Origin of the sequence: Mucilaginibacter metallidurans (genome assembly GCF_003286435.2) — a bacterium.
Classification (GTDB): Bacteria; Bacteroidota; Bacteroidia; order Sphingobacteriales; family Sphingobacteriaceae; genus Mucilaginibacter; species Mucilaginibacter gossypii.
In genome coordinates, this window is sequence record NZ_CP043449.1 from 5,260,166 (window position 1) to 5,280,638 (window position 20,473).

Genomic DNA, 20,473 nt, shown 5'->3' on the forward strand with positions numbered 1-20,473 from the left:
CTACCAGCCTTACAAAGTTTGGGAAACTTTGCAAGGCTTCATTAGGTGATGACAGCCTTCAGGATTATAGAAGGCCCCCATTTACATGATTCTTAAATTTAACTACTCTTTTCTGAATAATTTCGGTGATATTGCTTTCACAATCCCTTACCGGATTAGCAATCCTCCATTCTTACATACACAAGTATCTGAACAACAAGTATATTAAGTGTACTATTTAGATTTATTATAAATAATTTGCATCATAACACTTGCCTGGCTACTTTTGCGCAGTTATTTATATTTAGTCTAAATAAAATGAACCAATCCAAATCATCTTTCTCAAAAATCTTTTCGCTTTCATTTATAGTGCTACTTATCGGCACCATCCCGGCCCTTGCCCAGCAAGCCAGGGGAATCCTTAAGGGTAAAATTGTCACTATAAAAAATGGCCCCGCCGAAAACGTTTCAGCAGTACTTAAAGGCACCAGGTATGGTACCATAACCGATGAAAACGGCTTATTTGAAATTAAAGCCCTGCAAGGAAATTATACCCTTGTAGTATCCGAAGTTGGCTCAAAAGGACAGGAAAAATCAGTAACCGTAACAGCCGGGCAAACAACTGTACTGCCTGTTATTACTGTTGACAATACTATTCATGGTTTGCAGGAAGTAAATATAAATGCCAATAAAACCAATAAATTTAAACGCTCACGCAGCGAGGATGTTGCCAAAATGCCTTTAAGCAACCTCGAAAACCCACAGGTTTATAATACCATAAGCAGCCAGCTGATGCAGGAACAATTGATATTTTCTGTTGATGACGCAATTAAAAATGCCCCAGGGATCCAAAAAATGTGGGAAGCTACCGGTCGTGGCGGCGATGGCGGCGCTTATTATAACAGCAGAGGTTTTATTGTACAAAGTACCATGCGTAACGGCATTGCAGGGATTATAACTAATGGCATTGACGCGGCTAACATCGACAGGATTGAAATTATTAAAGGCCCTTCTGCCACTTTATTCGGAAGTTCTTTAACCTCATATGGCGGCCTGATCAACCGTGTTACCAAGAAACCTTATGACACATTTGGCGGAGAAATAAGCTTATCTGGCGGCAATTTTGGTTTTTACCGGGGCAGCGCCGATATTAACACTCCGCTCGATAAAGATAAAAAGGTACTCTTCCGTTTAAACACCGCTTTCTATCATGACGGCAGTTTCCAAAACAACGGCTTTTCGCGGAATATAGTTATTGACCCAAGCATTGTTTATAAGGCTTCCGACAGGTTAACCATTAGTGCCGATGCTGAATTGTCATATGGTACCAATATCGGAAAATCTATTTTCTTTTTCCCTTACGGACAGACCATCGATGCCCTGGGTTACAGTCGTGCCGATCAGCTCAGGCTTGACTACAAACAAAGCTATCATGGAGATGACCTGGCTCAAACGTCACAAAACAGGAATTTTTATGGAGAAGTAAAATATAAGATCTCCAACGCCTGGACAACGCGAACCAACCTGAGCCTCACCCATAGTTATTCGGACGGCTTTGGCCCTTACTACTACCTGTTGCCGGGTGATTCTATTTCCCGTAACGATCAGTCAACCCGCAAAAGTAAAGATGACATGATGGAGATCCAGCAGAACTTTAACGGCGACTTCAAAATAGGTAAATTCCGTAACCGGTTTGTAGGCGGCCTGGATTTCTTCAGGGAAAACTCGCAGCAATATTTTTTTGGCAGTACACTCGATACTGTATCTCTAACCGGCAATCAAAACTATAGCAATTTCAACAAAGCGGCGATGGACACCCTTTATGCTACCGGCATTTATGGTTTTACCTACCCTTCCATGTTTAAACGGAATACCTACAGCGCTTATCTCTCTGATGTGTTTAATATTACGGATCAACTGATAGCATCGGCAGGTTTACGCGTAGACAGGTTTGACAATAAAGGCAACTACGACCCAACAACTCAAACCACTTCAGGGGCATACAAACAAACCGCCTTTTCGCCAAAATTTGGTTTGGTTTACCAACCCGTTAAAGACCACATATCGCTGTTTGCCAATTATCAAAACAGCTTTAACAACAAAACCGGTACTACCGAAAACAACCAACCGCTTAAACCCGAGCAAGCCAATCAAATTGAGGGCGGCGTAAAACTTGATCTGTTCGATGGTAAATTGAGCGGTACCGTAAGCTACTATGATATCAAAGTGAAAAATATCGTACGCCCTTCCACCATAAATCCCATTCTTTCGGTACAGGATGGTACCCAATACAGCAAAGGCTTTGAAGCCGAAGTAATAGCCAACCCAATAATCGGCCTTAACATCGTAGCAGGTTTTTCATATAATGATTCAAAGCTTACCAAAAGTGCAGATGCCAGCGTTGAAGGTCTTCGGCCTGCAACCGCCTCATCGCCATACCTGGCAAATTTTTGGGTAAGCTACAAGTTTCATCAGGGTGCGGTGAAAGGTTTTGGTTTGGGTTTCGGCGGCAACTATGCCAGCGATAACAAGATCGTAAACAGCCGGACCATTGGCGTATTTACCCTGCCGGCTTACACTGTATTAGGAGCATCAGCATTTTATGATACTAATAAATACCGGCTTGGTGCTAAGCTTGACAACCTTACCAATGAAAAATACTGGATAGGTTACACCACTATTAACCCTCAAAAATTAAGAAGTTTTGCATTAAGCGCAACCTATAAATTTTAAAACAGCCATTAAATAAAAAGCAGGAGTGTATTACAGTTCCGGCTTTAAGTTAACAACCAAATCATTCCTGTTAATCCTGAATAAAATGTCAAAATCCATACACTCTTTCTGTAAACTTCCTCCTCTTTTATTATGGGCAGTTTTGCTGCTCTTCAATATAAAACCCGCGCTGGCCGAGGTAAAACCCGGCATCATAACAGGCACAATCACGACTGCAGATGGCCAAACCGTTCCCGGTGTAACCGTAAGCCTTAACGGTAATGGGATATCTGCCGGCACGGTTACCAGCGAAAGCGGAAGGTTTACTTTCAACAAAGTAAAACCGGGCAGCTACACCATTAAAGTAACGTTTGTGGGCCTGGCTTCTGAAGAAAAAGCAGTTGAACTGGCCGATGGACAACGCGTTACCGTAAACTTTATGCTGCGCGAAAACGCCAACCAAATTGGAGAGGTATTAATTTCGGGCAGGAAACAAAAATATAAGATCGATGATCCCTCAGCCAGCCTGAGGCTAAACGAGCCTTTACTTGAAGTGGCACAAAACATCCAGGTGGTATCTTCCGACCAGATTAAGGACCAGCAGATCTTTAACATGCTCGAAGGCGTGTCGCGCAATGTGAGCGGCTTAACCATGCAGGAGCATTGGGGCAATTATGCCCGTGTAAATGCCCGCGGCGACAGGCTTGCACCTTTCCGCAACGGTATGAACATCGAAGCTACCTGGGGCCCGCTAACCGAAGATATGTCATTTGTTGACAGGATTGAATTTGTAAAAGGCCCTGCTGCATTCATGCTGGCCAACGGCAACCCATCGGGTTTTTATAACGTAGTTACTAAAAAGCCTACCGGCACTACCGGCCAGGCATTCAGTTTTACTGCAGGCAGTTTTAACAGCTACCGTGCCACTGCCGATTTTGACGGCGTACTTACTAAAGACGGTAAACTGCAATACCGTCTCAACCTGATGGGTCAGCTTTCAAAATCATGGCGCCCGTATGATTTTACCAACCGTACGGTTATCGCTCCCGTATTACGCTACAAATTCAACAGCAAAAATACCCTCACTGCCGAGTATACCTACCAGTACCAGCGCATGAATGCCTTTGGTACCGCGTACCTGTTCTCCACTGATGGCTATGCAACACTGCCGCGCAACTTTACTAATGCGCCATCAAATTCACCATCATCGGGCATCCGGGACCAAAGTGCATTTTTAACTTATGAGCATACTTTTAACAGCAAGTGGAAAGTTACCGCGCAGGGTGCTTATTTTTATTATAAGCAAACGGCGTACAGCTATTGGATAAACAGCATCAGCAGCAACGGCGATGTTGACCGTAACCTTGGTTTATGGGATGCTGTTAACAAAAACAAATTTGCCCAGGCTTTTTTAAATGGCGAATTTAATACAGGCAAAGTTGTTCACCGCCTGTTAAGCGGACTTGATATCGGCAACAAGTACTACATTCCGGATTATTTTCAATCAGGTTCGCTTGATCCTGATCCTGCAAACCCTTTCAATATCCACAATCCGAACAACGGGCCTGTTACTTTACCCGTGTTTGACAGGTCGGTCCCGCTTAGCGAGCGCGGCAAAAACGCTGTAAATACCGAAAAATATCGGTCATTTTATGTACAGGATGAGTTGGGCTTTTTTGATCAGAAATTGCGTTTAACTGTAGCCGGTCGTTACACCCATGCCACTACTACCGATCCTTATGCCGGCGATACTAAAGGGCATAAATTTACGCCCCGTTTTGGGTTAAGTGTCAACATTGATCCTACTACAACTGCCTATGCGGTATATGATCAATCATTTGTGCCGCAAACAGGTAAAATATACAGCGGCCAAAAAGTTAAGCCTATTACCGGCAACAACATGGAGCTCGGTTTAAAACGCGACTGGTTTGATGGAAAGTGGAATACTACCTTATCTGCTTACCAGATCCTTAAAAACAACCAGTTGGTAACCGACCCCGACAAACATGGTGAATCTGCCGCAAATTACGTTTTGCAATTAGGTCAAACTAAAACCAAAGGGATTGAATTTGACGCCCGCGGCGAAATCATAACCGGCCTGAGCCTGATGGTTAACTATGCGTATACCGATTCGAAGATCTCTAAAGATACCAACCCTGCAAATGTTGGCAATCCTGTTCCCGGCTTTGCAAAACATGTTACCAATGCCTGGTTAACATACCGTTTACAGCATGGCAGCTTAAAAGGCTTGGGCTTTTCAACCGGCTATCAGTGGCAGCTTGACCGCCTGCCATGGAGCCTCGGCACTGGCACATCAGATCTGCCAAACTATTTCCGTTTAGATGCAGGCGCATCTTACCAGGTCAAGAAGATGAGTTTTGCGTTAAATGTAAATAACGTGCTTAACAAATACCTTTATTCAGGTGGGCACGAGGGGTTGAGCACCGACGGCAAAACTGTTTACAGCTGGCAGGCAGAAGCACCAACAAACGTACGTTTAAGTATCGGCTACAAATTTTAATGAATGACACCTTTTAAAAAAACACTGTTGTTTATACATCGCTGGCTCGGATTTATATCCGGGCTGGTAGTATTTATAGTGAGTATAACCGGCTGTATCTTCTGCTTTCAGGACGAGATCCAGGATGCGATACACAGTTACCGTAAGGTTGAAGTACAAGATAAACCCTACATAGCACCGTCAATACTTAAGGCCGAAGCACTGAAAAGCCGTAAGGGCGCTGCGGCCAGTTATGTTTACTATTACGGTACCGGTCGGCCTGCGGGGGTGTTGGTAACGGACAAGAAAGAGGGCCTCCTTTTTGTATATCTGAATCCTTATACAGGTAAGATCACCCATACCGAAAGCCCCACCACGAACTTTTTTATTATCGTTGAATATATTCACCTGTACCTGTTACTTCCTGCTAATATAGGCACCCTGGTAGTAGGCATATCGGTAATAGTTTTTGTGGTGCTGATGATCACCGGCATTATACTCTGGTGGCCCAAACGTAAAAGCGACCGCAAACGCAGCTTTACTATTAAATGGGGTGGCCGCTGGCGCCGCGTTAATTACGACTTGCATAATGTTTTGGGCTTTTATGCCACCAGCGTGGCCATCATATTGGCCATAACAGGTCTGTCAATATCATTTGACTGGATGCGTGAAGCTATTTACACAGCCGCTAATTTGGGCAAAGCACATCCCGAAGAAAAGGTAGTTTTCAAGTCCGATTCGTTGTTGAACGGCAAGATGGATACCACCCAGGTTATCAACAAAGCATATTTATCAGCCAAAGCCGCCTCGCCAACTGCCGAAATGTTTTTGATTTATGACGATGCTGCTAAAGCCGGTGCCATAGGCGTAACCGCATACGCACAGGCCCTGCACTACTATAAAAGTGATAGCTATTCCTTCGATAAATACACCGGCAAATTATTGAACCGTACCGCGCATGAACAAAAAAGTGCCGGCATGAAAATGAATAATATGAATTATGATGTTCACGTAGGGCAAATCTTAGGCCTTCCCGGTAAGATCATTGCTTTTCTGGCCAGCCTTATTTGCGCAAGTTTACCCGTCACCGGCTTTATCATCTGGCTGGGCAAACGCAAAAAATCCAAATCAAAAAAGGTAAAAACGGTGGTGCACAGAAGGACGGTAAGGCAGCATTTGCCAACCGACCGTTGATTTTTGATATACTGATTACGTTGATTGTTCTTTCGCTTCCTGGTATAAGTCCCCCTTTTAGGGGGCTGGGGGGCCAATAACCACCTCATCATCCAAGGGATGCCCGGTGCAGGTCAAAATCCATCCTTGTGCAAGATCCGCTTCAGTAAGTACATCATTTTTCACCATTTCAACTTTGCCGCCGGTGCATTTAACCATGCAGGTAGAGCATATTCCTCCCCGGCAGCTATAAGGTAAAGGGATATTGTTTTGCAGGGCAGCCTGCAGTATGGATTGGTTTTCGCCTACTACAATATCGTGCAGCTCGCCCCGGTATTTTATTTTGATGTTTTTGGGTGGAAAATTAGTAAAGCTGCTTGTTACGGCAACTGTTTCGAGCACAAAATTTTCGCGGCGGATCTTTGCCTGATCAATCCCCATATACACCAGGTCGAACCGGATCATACGCATATAAGCGAAGGGCCCGCAAAGGTAAAACTCAGCATTTGCCAGGTTAAAGCTGGCGTATTGCTTCACCAGCTTTTCTACCTTATCGGGGTTGAGGCGATTCCCTTCGCTGCTAAGCAGGTAAATGATTGTCAGCCTTTCAGGGTGTTCGGCTGCCAGTTTATCCAGCTCATCTTTAAATAAAATGGAAGCCGCATTTTGATTACTATAGATGAGAGTTAGCCTGCTTTTACCCTCCCGGCTCAAAATATATTTCAGTTGCGAAAATATAGGGGTAATGCCGCTGCCGCCCGCAAATAAAAACAGATCCTTTTCCTGCTGATGGTCACTGATGGTAAAACGACCGGCAGGGGCTAATGCTGTTAACTCATCGCCTTCCTTTATTTTAGTGAGCATAAACCTGGAGATTTCACCGTTGGTAATGCGCTTAATAGTTATTGCAGGGTATTGTTCATCGGGCGACGAGCTTAACGAATACGAGCGCCTGATCTCTTCCTGCCTGTGGTTAAATATCAGTGTGATGAACTGCCCTGCGGTATAAGGGATAAGATTACCATCTATACTGCTCAAATAAAAAGTAGCAGTATCTGAGGTTTCCCATTTTATGCGTTCAACTTTTAGTTTTAAAATCTCTTCGGTCATCAATTGATAGCGTTATTGTTTATCTGCAAGTATTTTGCGGATAACGCTGTTCTTTTTGCCGTAAGTATAGTAGATAACCAAACCAATTGCAAGCCAAATGACCAAACGCAACCAGGTATCGCCGGGTAGAAACGTCATCATGGCAAAACAGGTCAGGATACCCAGTACCGGCACCAATGGTACAAGGGGTGTTTTAAACGGCCGGTGAATATCAGGCTGCTGCTTCCGTAAAATAAGTACACCGGCGCAAACCATAACAAATGCAAGCAGGGTACCAATGCTGGTCATTTCACCAACCACGCGTATCGGAACAAATGCGGCAAAGAGGGCTATAAAAGCGCAAAGCATAATATTCGATTTCCAGGGTGTGCGAAATTTGGGATGCACTTCTGAAAAAACCTTAGGCAGCAAACCATCTTTCGACATAGAGAAAAACACACGCGATTGGCCTAACAGGTCGACCAAAATCACCGAGGTATAACCTATTAAAATAGCCAGCACAATAGCTTTACTCAACCACTGGTAATGCGTTTTTTCAATGGCGATGGCAACCGGTGCGCCTGAACCTATAAATTCCTTATAGTTGGCCATTCCGGTCATTACGTGCGCAAATACAATAAAGAGTACCGTACAGATCAGCAGGGAGCCGATGATCCCGATGGGCATATTGCGCTGTGGGTTTTTGGCCTCCTGCGCCGCGGTTGATACAGCATCAAACCCAATAAATACAAAAAACACTAATCCCGCCCCTCTCAATATGCCCGACCAGCCATAATCGCCCCAAACACCGGTATTTTGCGGAATATAGGGGTGATAGTTTTGCGGGTTAATAAATGACCACCCAACCGCGATAAACACCAGCACCACGCCCACTTTCAAAGTTACAATAATGGCATTAACCAATGCCGAACCTTTTGTACCCCGGATAATGATACTGGTAACCAAAATCACAATGAGCGCAGCAGGCAAATTAATGATCCCGTTAATAATATTGCCATTGGCAGCCTTAGCTGTTTCAAAAGGCGAAAGCGTAAGCTGTGGAGGCAAATACAGATCAAACCAGGATAAAAATTTAGTAAGGTATTGCGACCAGCTAATGGCCACTGTTGCTGCGCCCACGGCATATTCAAGCGCAAGGTCCCAGCCTATGATCCAGGCAAAAAGCTCGCCCATGGTAGCATAAGAATAGGTGTAAGCGCTCCCCGCAACAGGTATCATGGCCGAAAACTCGGCATAACAAAGGGCAGCGAAAGCACAGCCAATAGCAGCAATTAAAAAAGAAATGGTTACCGCAGGCCCCGAATGCTGGCCCGCCGCTATACCGGTTAACGAAAATAAACCGGCCCCTATAATGATGCCTATCCCAATTAAAATAAGGTTAATGGGTCCAAGCGAGCGTTTTAATGAATGTTCCCCCTCCTCCTTCGATTCGCTGAGCAGGGTTTCTATGGGCTTTTTGATCATGATATAAAAAAGTCCACAAAGTTAGTAGATTATTAGAGAGATGGGTAGCCAGTATATAACGCGGGCGTAAAATATGATCTCAAACTATATCATTAGCAATGACATTTTTGAGTCTGTTACCAATAAAAAAGCGGCAGGACCATCAGATCCTGCCGCTTTAAATTTATGAGCTTAAATAATATTAAGCGGTTGCTTTTGCGTAAAGCTCGGCAACGTGGTTCCAATTGATCACATTCCAGATAGCTGCTAAGTAATCCGGACGACGGTTTTGATATTTCAGGTAGTAAGCATGCTCCCAAACATCGATACCTAAAATTGGGGTACCTTTAACTTCAGCGATGTCCATTAATGGGTTGTCCTGGTTAGGAGTTGAAGTTATAGCTAATTTTTTATCAGCAGAAACAATTAACCATGCCCAGCCAGAACCAAAACGGGTTGCACCTGCTTCAGATACTTTAGTTTTGAAATCGGCAAATGAACCGAAAGTGCTTTTGATAGCATCAGCTAAAGCGCCTGTAGGCTCGCCGCCACCGTTTGGTGATAACAAGGTCCAGAACAAGGTATGGTTGTAGTGGCCACCGCCATTGTTACGCACAGCAGCGGGGAATTTAGAGATATTTTTAATGATATCGTCGATATTGCTTTCAGCCTCAGGCTTACCTTCCAGAGCTTTGTTTAAGTTGGTAACATAAGCCTGGTGGTGTTTGCCATGGTGAATTTCCATGGTCAGTTTATCAATGTGCGGTTCCAGAGCATCAGTAGCGTAGGATAACGCCGGTAGGGTAAATGCCATAATTTTAGTTGTTTATTTTAAAGTTTACTATTTGTTGTGACGTAACAAATATAAGCGTTGACGGAACTATTTGTTCTAAATAATTGTCATGTTTTTGATCAGGATTTTCAGAATTTAAGAATTAGCAGAATGCTTATCATCAAACCAATTCATATTCTGTAAATTCTAAAATCCTGAAAATTCTGATTCAGACATCCTACTTTTTCCTCTTCCCCTTAAAAAAATCTTTCACCAACTGGCTGCATTCAGCTTCGCGGATACCGCCGGTGATCACTGTTTTGGGATGGGTTATTTTTTGGTTGATGCGGCCGAACCCGAGTTTGTTATCATAAGCCCCAAAAACGATCTTACTTACCTGGAACCAGTACGAAGCCCCGGCACACATTACACAGGGTTCCATAGTAACGTACAGCGTACAGCCTTGCAGGTATTTACCTCCAATTAAATTAGCGGCCGCAGTAAGGGCCTGCATTTCTGCATGGGCCGATACATCGTTAAGCCGTTCGGTAAGATTGTGCCCTTTTCCTATAATGCGGCCATTGTAAACAACAATCGCCCCTATCGGGATTTCATCTTCCTCCAATGCATAGCGGGCTTCTTTTAACGCCTCGCCCATAAAATATTCATCGGGCGACATAGAGGCCTCATCCTCAAAACTGATATATCTCATTTAAATAAGTTTGCTGCCGTTTGGCACAGGCTTTTCAACAGCGGTTAACACAATGTCTCCGTTCTCGTCGGCGAAACCGGTAACCAGGAACTCCGACATGAAATTGGCGATCTGCTTTTTAGGGAAATTTGTTACACCCACTATCTGCCGGCCAACCAATTCTTCTTTGGTGTAATGCTTAGTGATTTGTGCGCTCGACCACCGGATGCCGAAAGCCCCAAAATCAACCCTCACTTTAAAAGCCGGCTTACGGGCCTCGGGAAAATCGACCGCCTCCAATACAGTGCCTACGCGCAGTTCTACTTTTTCAAAATCATGCCAGTTGATGGTTTCCATACGGGCAAAGGTAAAAAAATATGTCTCTCGCTCTTCTTCAAAAGCTACCCTTGCCCCAATTTTAAGTAAAGGGTTTGATATGGACATTAGTAAACAAAATCAATGCGTCATGTATCATGAACTAATGAGTTATAACAATAAAACGCGACAATTCTGCCATTAAGGCCGGATGTGAAAGTCCTGTTCCAAACCGCTTAGGCTTAGCCGTTGCCTCTAACTGCGTCAATTAATATTCGTCCCGTCCTTCACCTCATCGCTGGCATTTTTAAGAATGATATCGTTGGCCTTCAGGTTCCCAAATACTTCGGTTGAGTCATGTCTGGATAATCCTTCCTTTATATCAATTAATGCTGCCTTGCCGTCTTTTACGGCTATTACATATTCCCTCTCGGTTGACCGGATGATGGCATTGTTGGGCACTAACAACGATTTGGCGCCCGAAAGCATCGGGATCTTAACTTCGGCATACATCCCCGGTTTTAGTATTCCATTTTGGTTTTGTACGTCTATTTCAATAGCTTCAGAACGCATACTCCCTAAAGCATTGGCCGAGCGACTGATTTTGGCTGTTTGTTCCTGCCCCGGCATAGCATTAAAAGTGAATTTTACCTGCTGCTTTAAGTCAACTTTGTCTACGAAATCTTCGGGGATGTAAACCTCTAAACGCAGCTTGCGGGTATCCTGCAAAATAAGCATCGGCAGGTCTGTACCTTTACCCGGGGCTACCAAAGCTCCCGGAGATACATTACGCTGAATGATCATGCCATCAAACGGTGCACGAATGTTCAGGTAATCCTGCATGGTGCGTACAGATGCCACGATAGAGCTTTCTGAGCGGGCCATTGCGTCATCAGCTTTCATTTTTGCTAAAGCGTTATCCAATTCAAGCGGAGAAACTGATCCAGGTTCTTTTGCAGCCTCTTTTAAACGCTGATACTTTTCTTTACTGGCAACAGCATTTTCCTTAGCCTGCATATACCGCGAATCGGCGGCCTGCAGTTGCGATTCCATTTCCGGCGCTTCTAAGGTTACCAGTAATTGTCCCTTTTTAACCAAAGTACCACGATCAACAAAAACGGTTTTTACAAACCCGTTTACTTTCGGAAACAGGTTTACCTCGTTATAAGGCTTTAACTGGCCCGGAAGGCGGGCTTCGCTTGACAGTGCTTTTTCCGACACTTTGCCGGTTTCATATCCGCTTGCTTTTTGGTTGGTTTTTTTGGTTTCTGTGAGGTCCACCGGCTTTTGATTGCCGGCGCAAGCGGCCATTAAACTGATACTGCTTAGCAGTATAATATATTTTAGTTTCATAATATTAGCTATTGGAGGTTTCAAGTTGTTGAGGATCATTAACATTTACGTCCTTCATTAAGGACGGTGAATCATAAGTGGTTTTTTGCTGTACCCAGGCAAATACCTGCGGTAGTATAAACAGCGCGGCTAATGTTGAGGCAAATAAGCCGCCTATCACCGCGCGGCCCAATGGCGCGGTTTGCTCGCCGGCTTCACCCATCCCTGATGCCATCGGGATCATACCTGCCATCATGGCCAAACTGGTCATTAGGATTGGTCTTAACCTGATGGACGCACTGGTAATGGCTGCCCTTGTAGAGTCTTTATAATCCAGTCTCAGGGTTTCAGCATTGGTTACGATCAGGATGGCGTTTGCCACCGATACCCCTGTAGACATGATCATGCCCATATAGCTTTGCAGGTTAAGTGTTGAACCGGTAAGCAGTAATGCCGTTAGCGATCCCAATATTACTGCCGGTACGGTAGATAGTACTGTAAGGGATAATTTAAACGATTGGTAATTAGCGGCCAGCAATAAAAAGATCACCAAAATGGCAAACATCAAACCGTTCTGCAAGCTGTCGAGCGTTTCTGTCAACAAGCTCGACATACCCTTAACTTCAGCAATCAGGCCTTTAGGCGGCGCCCCGACAGATTTGATCACCTGCTGCACTGCGGCAGTAGCCGTACCCAAGTCCTTTTTATAAATATTGGCGCTCACGGTTAAGAAGCGGCGCGGACCGGTACGGTCATATTCACCGGGAACGTAATTAACCTTAAAGCTGGCGATATCACCAAGTACAGGTGTACTTTGGCCTTTCACCAGTGGGATCTCTTTCAACTCATCCATTGTATTCATCACATACTCTGGAATTTGCACCTGCACCTGGTAAGTATAGGCCGATTTATCATCAAGCCAAAGGTTTTTCTCGGTAAAACGGCTTGATGATGTACTTGCGGTAACCGAGCGGGCAACATCTTTAATATCCAGGCCTAATTGAGCAGCTTTCAACCTGTCGAGCGTTATTGCCACCACAGGAAACTTTAAAGGCTGACTGATCTGCACATCCCTCAGGTAGCTGATCTTTTTAAGTCCGGCCAACACTTTGTTCGAGTAGCCTTCTATCTGTGCCATGTCCTTACCCGCTACCCTTATTTCGATAGGTGTAGATGCCCCCTGGCTCATGATCTTTTCGGTCATGTCGATAGGTTCAAAAGTGATGCGGAGATCGGGCATGCGCGATGCTATATTTTTACGGAGCGCATCTTTAAGCTCATCCATATTGATGTGATAATCTTCATCAAGGTTAACCTGTAATACCGCTTCATGTGTACCGGTATTAAATACATAAAGGTTGCTGGTGCCATAGCTGCTTGGCACAATACCTACATAAGCCGATGTAATAGCTATATGATGGTTCACCGTGCTGTCGATAATTTGTAACACCTGTTTCAGCCCGTCTTCCGTACGTTCAAGTCTTGTGCCATCAGGCTCTTTGATCCTGATCTGAAACTGGCCGTTGTTGAGCTTCGGCATCATATCTTTTCCAATGGTCACAAAACAAACACCGGCCAACCCCAAAACAACCACGAGATAAATAGGCACTATTAATTTTTTGTTTGGCATCCAGCGTTCAATGATATACATAAAACGGATTTTTATCCGTTCAAACAGGTCGTTCTTTTCGGGATGGTTTTGCTCCTGTTGCAGGTGATGGTTTACCTGCCCTTCTTCGGGCCGGTCTAAAGCTTCGCCTGCATGGGCATGCAATTTCCCATGTTCATAATGCTGATAAGTTTCGGCTTTGATAAGCCAGTTTGATAAAATAGGCACCAGTGTTTGCGCTATGATGTACGATACGATCATCGTTAAGCCAATAGATAGCGACAGTGGTAAAAACATCGCTTTAGGCACACCGTTCATCATAAACGATGGCGCGAATACTGCAAGGATACACAGCAGGATGAGCAATAGGGGGAACGAGATTTCCTGGCAGGCATCATAAATAGCCTGTGCTTTGTTTTTGCCCATCTCCAGGTGCTGGTGAATATTTTCGATGGTTACTGTAGCCTGGTCAACCAAAATGCCTATGGCGAGGGCAAGCCCGCTCAATGTCATGATATTGATGGTTTGGCCGAATAAGCCTAAAAGTAATACACCTAACAAAATGGATACCGGGATAGTGATAACCACGATCAAACTGCTTCTCCAGTCGCGCAAAAACAATAATACCATCAGCCCGGTGAGCAACGCGCCCAGACCGCCTTCTGTCATAAGGCTTTTTACTGCGTTTATCACAAATATGGATTGATCAAACTCATATGAGATTTTAACGTCATCGGGTAAAAGGCCTTGAATTTCCGGAATCTTCTTTTTCAAAGCCTGTACAACACTCCAGGTACTGGCATCGGCGGTTTTTACTACCGGCAAATAAACAGAGCGCTTGCCATTGATCAATGCATAATCAACCGTAACGTCGGTAGCGTCGGCAACACGGGCTACGTCTTTTACCAAAATGGGTACGCCGTTTTTGGTAACTACGGGGATATTGCCAAATTCATCTGTTTGGTTAATTAACGTGTTAACCGTAGTTACAAACATCGTGTTGCCTAACCTTAAATTGCCCGAAGGCGACATCACATTGAACTTAGCCAACGCACTTACTACCTCATCGGGCGTCAAGCCGTAACTTCTTAATTTGTTTGGATCAACATTTAGGGTGATGGACCTGGCGTTTGAACCAAACGGCGGCGGGGCCGATAAGCCGGGAACAGTAGCAAACATAGGCCTCACTTTAGTAGCAGCCATATCATAAATATCCTTCAGGCTGCGATTGGGGGCGGATAGTACCAATTGCCCAACGGGCAACGATGAAGCATCAAACCTTACAACCTGCGGTGGCAGTGCTCCCGGCGGGAAAAAGCTCATCACGCGGCTTACCTGCAAAGCCACCTGGGCCTGTGCTTCGGCCATGTCTGTACTCTCGTAAAAACTCAGTTTAACCATAGTTAAACCCTGAATGTTTTTACTGGTAATACTTTTGATGCCGTTTACATACAGAAACTGGTCTTGCAAACGGGTTGAAAAAAAACCCTCCATTTGCTGCGGCGACATACCGCCATATGATTCAATAACATAAATGGTGGGCAGGTTTAATTTGGGGAAAATATCTATCGGTATTTTTATAGCACTAAGCACTGCAAAGATGAGCAGGCTCAAGGTAACCACCACCGTTGTGATGGGCCGTTTAAGTGCGGATGTGACCATTGACATAGCTAAATTATTTTAAAAGGTTTAATACAGTATTTACCTGGTTGCCGGTAACGGCCTGCTGGAACAGGGCATTTGAATAGGCATATTTGGCCTGTACATAATCAGTTTCGGCGCGGTAAAGGATATTGAGCGCGGCGTTAAGCTCAATGATATCGGTTAGCCCATTTTTGTATAATGACAGCTTTTGCCGGTACCCATCAGAAGCCGCTTTAAGCTGATTGGGGATCTCAACCAGGCGTTCGCGGGCGGTTTGCAGCTCTACGCCCGACCGGTTGGCATTGATGGCCAGCAGTTGTTTTTGCTCATCCAGCTTCCGGAGTGTATAATCTGTATTGGCGCGTTGCGTTCTTAGTTTCAGTTGCCTGCGGCGCAAATCAAACAGGTTGTAAGAAATGCCTATACCTACCAGGTAATTATTCCTGTCGAACCCCCATCCGCTGCTGAGGCTGTTAAAATGATCGTTAGCATCAACACTTGATCCCCTGCCCCAAACGGCGCCTTCCAATAATATTTTAGGATTGTAGCTTTTTTTAACGAGTGTTTCCCGCTGCAAACTGTTTTGATATACCGATTTATAATAATTGATCAAGGGATGATCGGTGGTGTCGATAACCAAGGGGTCGAGGCCGGTTGCGGTATTGATAAGATTTGTTTCGGCAGCGGTATCGGGTACTATTGTCTGATAAGGTAAGCCGCTGACAGCCGAAAGCTGTAACTGTACCTGCTTCACCTGGTTGTTAAGTTCGATATAGTTCAAACGGGCTTTTGACAGTTCGGCCTCGGCAATGCTGGTATCAACGCCTGCCCTTACCCCACTTTTGGCGAGCGACTGTACCGACCGGCGGATCTCCTGATTGCGTTTTATGTTCCGCGCCTGGATGGTGAGGAAGTTTTCCAGTTCCGTCAGTAGGAGGTAATTGCCAATGGCATAAGCCTGCAACTGATATTTGGAATCAGCAAACTGGTTTTGCTGTACCTGAATATCAGAGTTGGCTACTTTATTTTGAGCACCATAGGCCCCAAAATTATAGATCTCCCAGTCGAGCGCGGCTACCCCAACGTTGGCTGATACGGTGGTAGTATTGCTTTCGGGCCGTACGCCCCTGGAGTTTGAAGGAATAATACCAAAGCCGAAATATGGGCCTGCAACATTGTTATTGGTGCCATAATCTGCCTGGTAATTTAGTTTCAGGTTAGGGAGCCAGCTACTCCTGGTTTCAGCGGCCTGGGCTTGCCTTACTGCAATAGCTGCCGAATCGGTTAGCAATGTGGGTGCGTTTCGGTTTACGCTGTTGAGCAGCGTTTTTAAGCTAACCGGTGTGTTACCTTGTTGCTGCGCATAAGTACAGGCTGTTATTAGCAGGCCTGTAAACAGGCAGCAGAACTTCTTTGAAATTCGCATATCTTGATGTACGGAATATGCTTACCGGGAAATGCCCGCACACTGATCGCTACAGATCAGTAAGCACTGCAAAAAATGCCGGTAAACGATGGATAATTAATTGAAAAAATGATCGATGATGTATCTAAAGGCAGAGCGCCTTTAATCATTCAAATCAAATGCGAAAAGTGCAAAGGGAAAGATAGGAGTATCGATACCCGGGTATAATTCTGAAGTTTCGGATTAATTGCTTCGGATTTAATTTCCATAGCTGCAATGCAAAAAACAGCAGGATAAAACTACCTACAACAGCGCTGATCAAATCGGTAACAGACTTTTTCTCCTCAAGGGTTGATTTGTCTGGTCTTTGAACGTAGCTTGATTCGCTGAAGCTGCTGTGCAGGTTCTCCATCTTTCGTTTAAAAACCGAATTGAATCCTGTTGAACGTGTACGGCCCAGTTGCGTTAAGCGGGGAAGGAAAAAAACATGACTGCTCGCGATGACCAAATAAAAGGCCATTACCGATAATATCCGCAACGATCTCAAAAATTCAGAATTTCGCTTATTCAACATATTGCTTATGCTGTACAAAAATGAAAAAAATAACCTAATTGTTTTGCAAAAGTATTGTTGCATTTATATTCCGTATATCAGGATGAGAAAACTTCACTACTATTAAGTCGAAGCAGCCCCCGCCAGGTAATTATCCTCCCCTTGATAGCGAACCAAACCTCAAACTTATTGCAGGAATGCGGTTGCATCAACCCTGACTCAATGCGGTTTTATTAACTGTAGTGTGCCATCTCGAAAGCTTATTCATCAGTTCATCAAGCTTTACAGGCTTACTCAGGTAATCATTCATACCGGCCTGCAAACAATCCTGTTCATCGCCGGCCATGGCGTTGGCTGTTAAAGCAATGATAACAGGCTGCTTAACGTTTTCTTTACGGATTACACGGGTAGCTTCAAGCCCATCCATAACAGGCATCTGCATATCCATTAAAATAAGCTCGTAATCGTTCTGGTACAGGGCCTCTATTGCTTCGAGCCCGTTTTGGGCCATACCCGGCTTATAGCCCATTTTGTTTAAAATGTGTTTAATAACGTGCCGGTTAACCTCATTATCTTCGGCAATAAGGATACTGAAGGGATATTTATCACTAAAATCAACCGAAAGCTTGCTCTTAGTTTGTTTATCATCGTTTTGGACCGGTTTATTCCTGAGTGCCATAAAAACCTGTTTGCCAAGCACCTGTTGTTTTATCGGCTTGCTCATAACAGAGGTAAACAGCATTCGCTGATCTTTTATAAATTCTTCGCCAACCGAGCTTAGCAGTATAATAGGAATGTGGCTGTACCCTTCCCTGATGATGCGGGCCAGCATAACCCCATCCATTACGGGCATGTTCATGTCGGTAATAACCAGGTCAATGTCTTTGTTTCTCTGCAGGATCACTAAAGCCTCGGCGGCAGACTCTGCCGGTACCGATTTAAGGTTCCAGTTTTCAAACTGACGGTTTAAAATAGACAGGTTGGTATGGTTGTCATCAACTATAAGTATCTTTTTGCCGCGCAGTTCCTCAAGATCAAAACTGGCAGGCTGCCGGTGGGAGATCTCGCCGGGATAGGCGTTTATGGTAAAGAAAAACCTGGTACCGGCACCGGGCTCACTTTCAACGCCTATACTGCCGCCCATTAGGGCAACAAGCTTTTGGCAAATAGCCAAACCTAAACCGGTGCCCCCGTATTTGCGTGTGGTAGATGAATCGACCTGCGAAAATGCCTTGAACAGCCGGTGCAGCTTATCATGCGGAATGCCTATGCCGGTATCCCAAACATCAAATCTTAATTTCAGCAAGCCATCAGATTGTTTGTCAACACAACTAACCTTAATGCCCACCTCACCTTTCTCCGTAAATTTTATGGCGTTGCTTACCAGGTTTATGAGCACTTGTTTAAGCCGCAGCGGATCGCCGATGATACCCGGCGATATATCTTCGGCAATTTCATAAACCAGGTCGAGCCCCATTTGTCCGCCTTTGATGGCAAACATATCCATCACATCTTCAATACATTGCCGTAGGTTAAAATCATCCTGTTCAAGATCAAGACTACCTGCTTCTATCTTTGAAAAATCAAGAATATTATTGATCACATGGATGAGTGTTTCGCCGCAGCTGATGATGGTTTCGTTAAACATACGCTGCTCATCGTTAAGCGCAGTTTCATTCAATAAAGCCGACATCCCGATAACCCCGTTCATAGGCGTACGGATTTCGTGGCTCATGGTGGCCAGGAAAATACTTTTTTCCTGGTTAGCCTGATCAGCCGCGAGGCGTGCCTTTTGAAGTTCCTGGTTTGAATAGTTTAGTTCCTGGTTTGCAGCTGCCAAAACTTCCTCATTATGTTTGCGCTCGAGCGATAACTGGGCTTCCCGCTGCAGATCGGCCATTTGCAGGGTTTGTACTATTCTTAGTTCATTATACTTGCGCAACTGATAGGCCCAAAGCCCGCATATGAACATGATAACCCCGGTAAGCAACACATGTATGATAAACGTTTGAAGGTCAAAGTAATTGAGCTGGGTAAAAAATATGCCGCCATAACCAATATCCTGCAAATAACTAAAAACAGCATGGTGTACAATAACAACTAAAAGCAATGGCAATTGTAGCCTCCAGTTTTGGTAGGTGATCAGCAGCGCACTCGAAATAAAAGCAAAAAAGTGCATCTCAAACAAGCCGTGCATCTGGTAAATATACTGGGCCATAAAAATACCTAATACAGCTGCCAGCACATATTGGTATAAGGAAGAATTAGGCAGGGCTATTTTAGCAGTATAGTACGCCAACAGGCACAGGCCGCCAACGCCAAAGGCAATAAGCCATGTATCATAAAAATAGGCCAATGCTAAACCAACTACAAAATGCACAGGCAGGAAATAATCCATCAACCTGTCTGAGCGGTCTTTGATCTCGGTTTGAAAATTAATGTTTTGAACTATGTCTGCGGTCACAATGATTGATATTTAGGGGTAATATTAATTATGACAGTCGGGCAGTCGACAGCCGTATGACGTTAATGCAAGTTTATTAAATGTTAGGCGTGTATTGTCGTTCAGTAAACCGTTGATAGCTACTTTGGCGAAGCTTGTTTTTTCGTCGGTACAGTAACGGCTTACATTATAATTGCCGCGGTAATACAGCTTGCTGCCTGTATCAATAAGGGCAGCCTGGGGTGTTGAGTAAACCCCGCAGGCCTGAGCAACCGAGGGATCAAATATCACGGGGAGTTTCATCCCAAACTTGTCCTGGATTTCGCTTTCGGTGAAGTGTTTACTGCTCATAATCACAATGGCAAAATTCACCTGTCTGCGATATTGCTGGGCAATAGCCTTAAACTGTTTGATATTAAATCTTGAACAGGGACAATCCGGATTAAAAAAGTGCAGAAACAGCGGTTTACTGCGATCCTGATAGTGCCTGGGATTGATGGATACTACCGTACCCTGCTTTACTGCTTTATAGTTTTTCGGTACAGGAGTAGGCAACTGGTATTGCAGCTCATTATACCAAAACAAAGCGCCAACGGCGATTAAAAGCATCACAAGCCAACCAATAACTAACGTTTTTTTCATTGTACCAAAGGCTGGCATACTTCAACAGAACAACTGGAAATCAGCACAAAACCACTTGTAAAAATAAATATTTTCAGTGTACAAACAACACTTTTCCAGCATTTTAAACATACAGGTTTTAATTTAACCGTCGGCTAAATCCTTCCTTAA

The 20,473-nt window shown here is 44.5% G+C and carries 14 protein-coding genes; 3 read left to right on the forward strand and 11 right to left on the reverse strand.

Annotation, left to right across the window (positions count from 1 at the left end; translation table 11 throughout):
- Positions 1-297 precede the first annotated feature (297 nt).
- From DIU38_RS22235 to DIU38_RS22245, 3 genes are all read left to right on the forward strand, one after another.
- Entirely contained in the window at positions 298-2,712 is a 2,415-nt protein-coding gene (locus DIU38_RS22235) for a TonB-dependent receptor (RefSeq protein WP_112651615.1), read from the forward strand.
- A gap of 85 nt (positions 2,713-2,797) precedes the next feature.
- Entirely contained in the window at positions 2,798-5,212 is a 2,415-nt protein-coding gene (locus DIU38_RS22240; protein WP_112651788.1) for a TonB-dependent receptor, read from the forward strand.
- A gap of 3 nt (positions 5,213-5,215) precedes the next feature.
- A complete protein-coding gene (locus DIU38_RS22245) occupies positions 5,216-6,385 on the forward strand; it encodes a PepSY-associated TM helix domain-containing protein (protein WP_112651617.1) in 1,170 nt (389 codons plus the stop codon).
- Positions 6,386-6,442: 57 nt separating this feature from the next.
- Here DIU38_RS22245 and DIU38_RS22250 read toward each other — a convergent pair whose 3' ends face one another.
- The 11 genes from DIU38_RS22250 to DIU38_RS22300 all read right to left on the reverse strand — a co-directional run bounded on the left by DIU38_RS22250 (position 6,443) and on the right by DIU38_RS22300 (position 20,323).
- Positions 6,443-7,474: a ferredoxin--NADP reductase gene (locus tag DIU38_RS22250; RefSeq protein ID WP_112651620.1), complete on the reverse strand. Its 1,032-nt coding sequence runs from the start codon at positions 7,472-7,474 to the stop codon at positions 6,443-6,445.
- A 12-nt stretch (positions 7,475-7,486) separates the two neighbouring features.
- The gene (locus tag DIU38_RS22255; RefSeq protein ID WP_112651622.1) at positions 7,487-8,938 is read right to left on the reverse strand and encodes an amino acid permease; all 1,452 of its coding nucleotides are present in this window, start codon (positions 8,936-8,938) and stop codon (positions 7,487-7,489) included.
- A 181-nt stretch (positions 8,939-9,119) separates the two neighbouring features.
- Complete coding sequence (locus tag DIU38_RS22260) at positions 9,120-9,731, reverse strand: superoxide dismutase (protein WP_112651623.1); 612 nt, start codon at positions 9,729-9,731, stop codon at positions 9,120-9,122.
- Between the two features lie 196 nt (positions 9,732-9,927).
- Positions 9,928-10,401, reverse strand: a complete 474-nt coding sequence (locus tag DIU38_RS22265; protein ID WP_208057742.1) for a nucleoside deaminase — start codon at positions 10,399-10,401, stop codon at positions 9,928-9,930.
- The gene (locus DIU38_RS22270) at positions 10,402-10,737 is read right to left on the reverse strand and encodes a tRNA-binding protein (RefSeq protein WP_112651790.1); all 336 of its coding nucleotides are present in this window, start codon (positions 10,735-10,737) and stop codon (positions 10,402-10,404) included. It abuts the gene before it with no gap.
- A 222-nt stretch (positions 10,738-10,959) separates the two neighbouring features.
- Positions 10,960-12,048: an efflux RND transporter periplasmic adaptor subunit gene (locus DIU38_RS22275; RefSeq protein ID WP_112651792.1), complete on the reverse strand. Its 1,089-nt coding sequence runs from the start codon at positions 12,046-12,048 to the stop codon at positions 10,960-10,962.
- Between the two features lie 4 nt (positions 12,049-12,052).
- Positions 12,053-15,304, reverse strand: a complete 3,252-nt coding sequence (locus DIU38_RS22280; protein WP_112651624.1) for an efflux RND transporter permease subunit — start codon at positions 15,302-15,304, stop codon at positions 12,053-12,055.
- A 7-nt stretch (positions 15,305-15,311) separates the two neighbouring features.
- Positions 15,312-16,706 (reverse strand): TolC family protein, encoded by a 1,395-nt coding sequence (locus DIU38_RS22285; protein WP_112651625.1) that lies wholly within the window; start codon positions 16,704-16,706, stop codon positions 15,312-15,314.
- A 154-nt stretch (positions 16,707-16,860) separates the two neighbouring features.
- Complete coding sequence (locus DIU38_RS22290) at positions 16,861-17,205, reverse strand: hypothetical protein (RefSeq protein ID WP_112651626.1); 345 nt, start codon at positions 17,203-17,205, stop codon at positions 16,861-16,863.
- 241 nt (positions 17,206-17,446) lie between these two features.
- Positions 17,447-19,702 carry a response regulator gene (locus DIU38_RS22295; RefSeq protein WP_112651627.1) on the reverse strand — a complete coding sequence of 752 codons (2,256 nt, stop codon included), beginning with the start codon at positions 19,700-19,702 and terminating at the stop codon, positions 17,447-17,449.
- 24 nt (positions 19,703-19,726) lie between these two features.
- A complete protein-coding gene (locus DIU38_RS22300) occupies positions 19,727-20,323 on the reverse strand; it encodes a DUF6436 domain-containing protein (RefSeq protein WP_112651794.1) in 597 nt (198 codons plus the stop codon).
- Positions 20,324-20,473 lie beyond the last annotated feature (150 nt).

What these genes read in the sequence shown, in the direction of transcription:
- DIU38_RS22235 (WP_112651615.1), top strand. Translation starts at nt 298, where the DNA reads ATGAACCAATCCAAATCATCTTTCTCAAAAATCTTTTCGCTTTCATTT.
- DIU38_RS22240 (WP_112651788.1), top strand. Translation starts at nt 2,798, where the DNA reads ATGTCAAAATCCATACACTCTTTCTGTAAACTTCCTCCTCTTTTATTA.
- DIU38_RS22245 (WP_112651617.1), top strand. Translation starts at nt 5,216, where the DNA reads ATGACACCTTTTAAAAAAACACTGTTGTTTATACATCGCTGGCTCGGA.
- DIU38_RS22250 (WP_112651620.1), bottom strand. Translation starts at nt 7,474, where the DNA reads ATGACCGAAGAGATTTTAAAACTAAAAGTTGAACGCATAAAATGGGAA.
- DIU38_RS22255 (WP_112651622.1), bottom strand. Translation starts at nt 8,938, where the DNA reads ATGATCAAAAAGCCCATAGAAACCCTGCTCAGCGAATCGAAGGAGGAG.
- DIU38_RS22260 (WP_112651623.1), bottom strand. Translation starts at nt 9,731, where the DNA reads ATGGCATTTACCCTACCGGCGTTATCCTACGCTACTGATGCTCTGGAA.
- DIU38_RS22265 (WP_208057742.1), bottom strand. Translation starts at nt 10,401, where the DNA reads ATGAGATATATCAGTTTTGAGGATGAGGCCTCTATGTCGCCCGATGAA.
- DIU38_RS22270 (WP_112651790.1), bottom strand. Translation starts at nt 10,737, where the DNA reads ATGGAAACCATCAACTGGCATGATTTTGAAAAAGTAGAACTGCGCGTA.
- DIU38_RS22275 (WP_112651792.1), bottom strand. Translation starts at nt 12,048, where the DNA reads ATGAAACTAAAATATATTATACTGCTAAGCAGTATCAGTTTAATGGCC.
- DIU38_RS22280 (WP_112651624.1), bottom strand. Translation starts at nt 15,304, where the DNA reads ATGTCAATGGTCACATCCGCACTTAAACGGCCCATCACAACGGTGGTG.
- DIU38_RS22285 (WP_112651625.1), bottom strand. Translation starts at nt 16,706, where the DNA reads ATGCGAATTTCAAAGAAGTTCTGCTGCCTGTTTACAGGCCTGCTAATA.
- DIU38_RS22290 (WP_112651626.1), bottom strand. Translation starts at nt 17,205, where the DNA reads ATGGCCTTTTATTTGGTCATCGCGAGCAGTCATGTTTTTTTCCTTCCC.
- DIU38_RS22300 (WP_112651794.1), bottom strand. Translation starts at nt 20,323, where the DNA reads ATGAAAAAAACGTTAGTTATTGGTTGGCTTGTGATGCTTTTAATCGCC.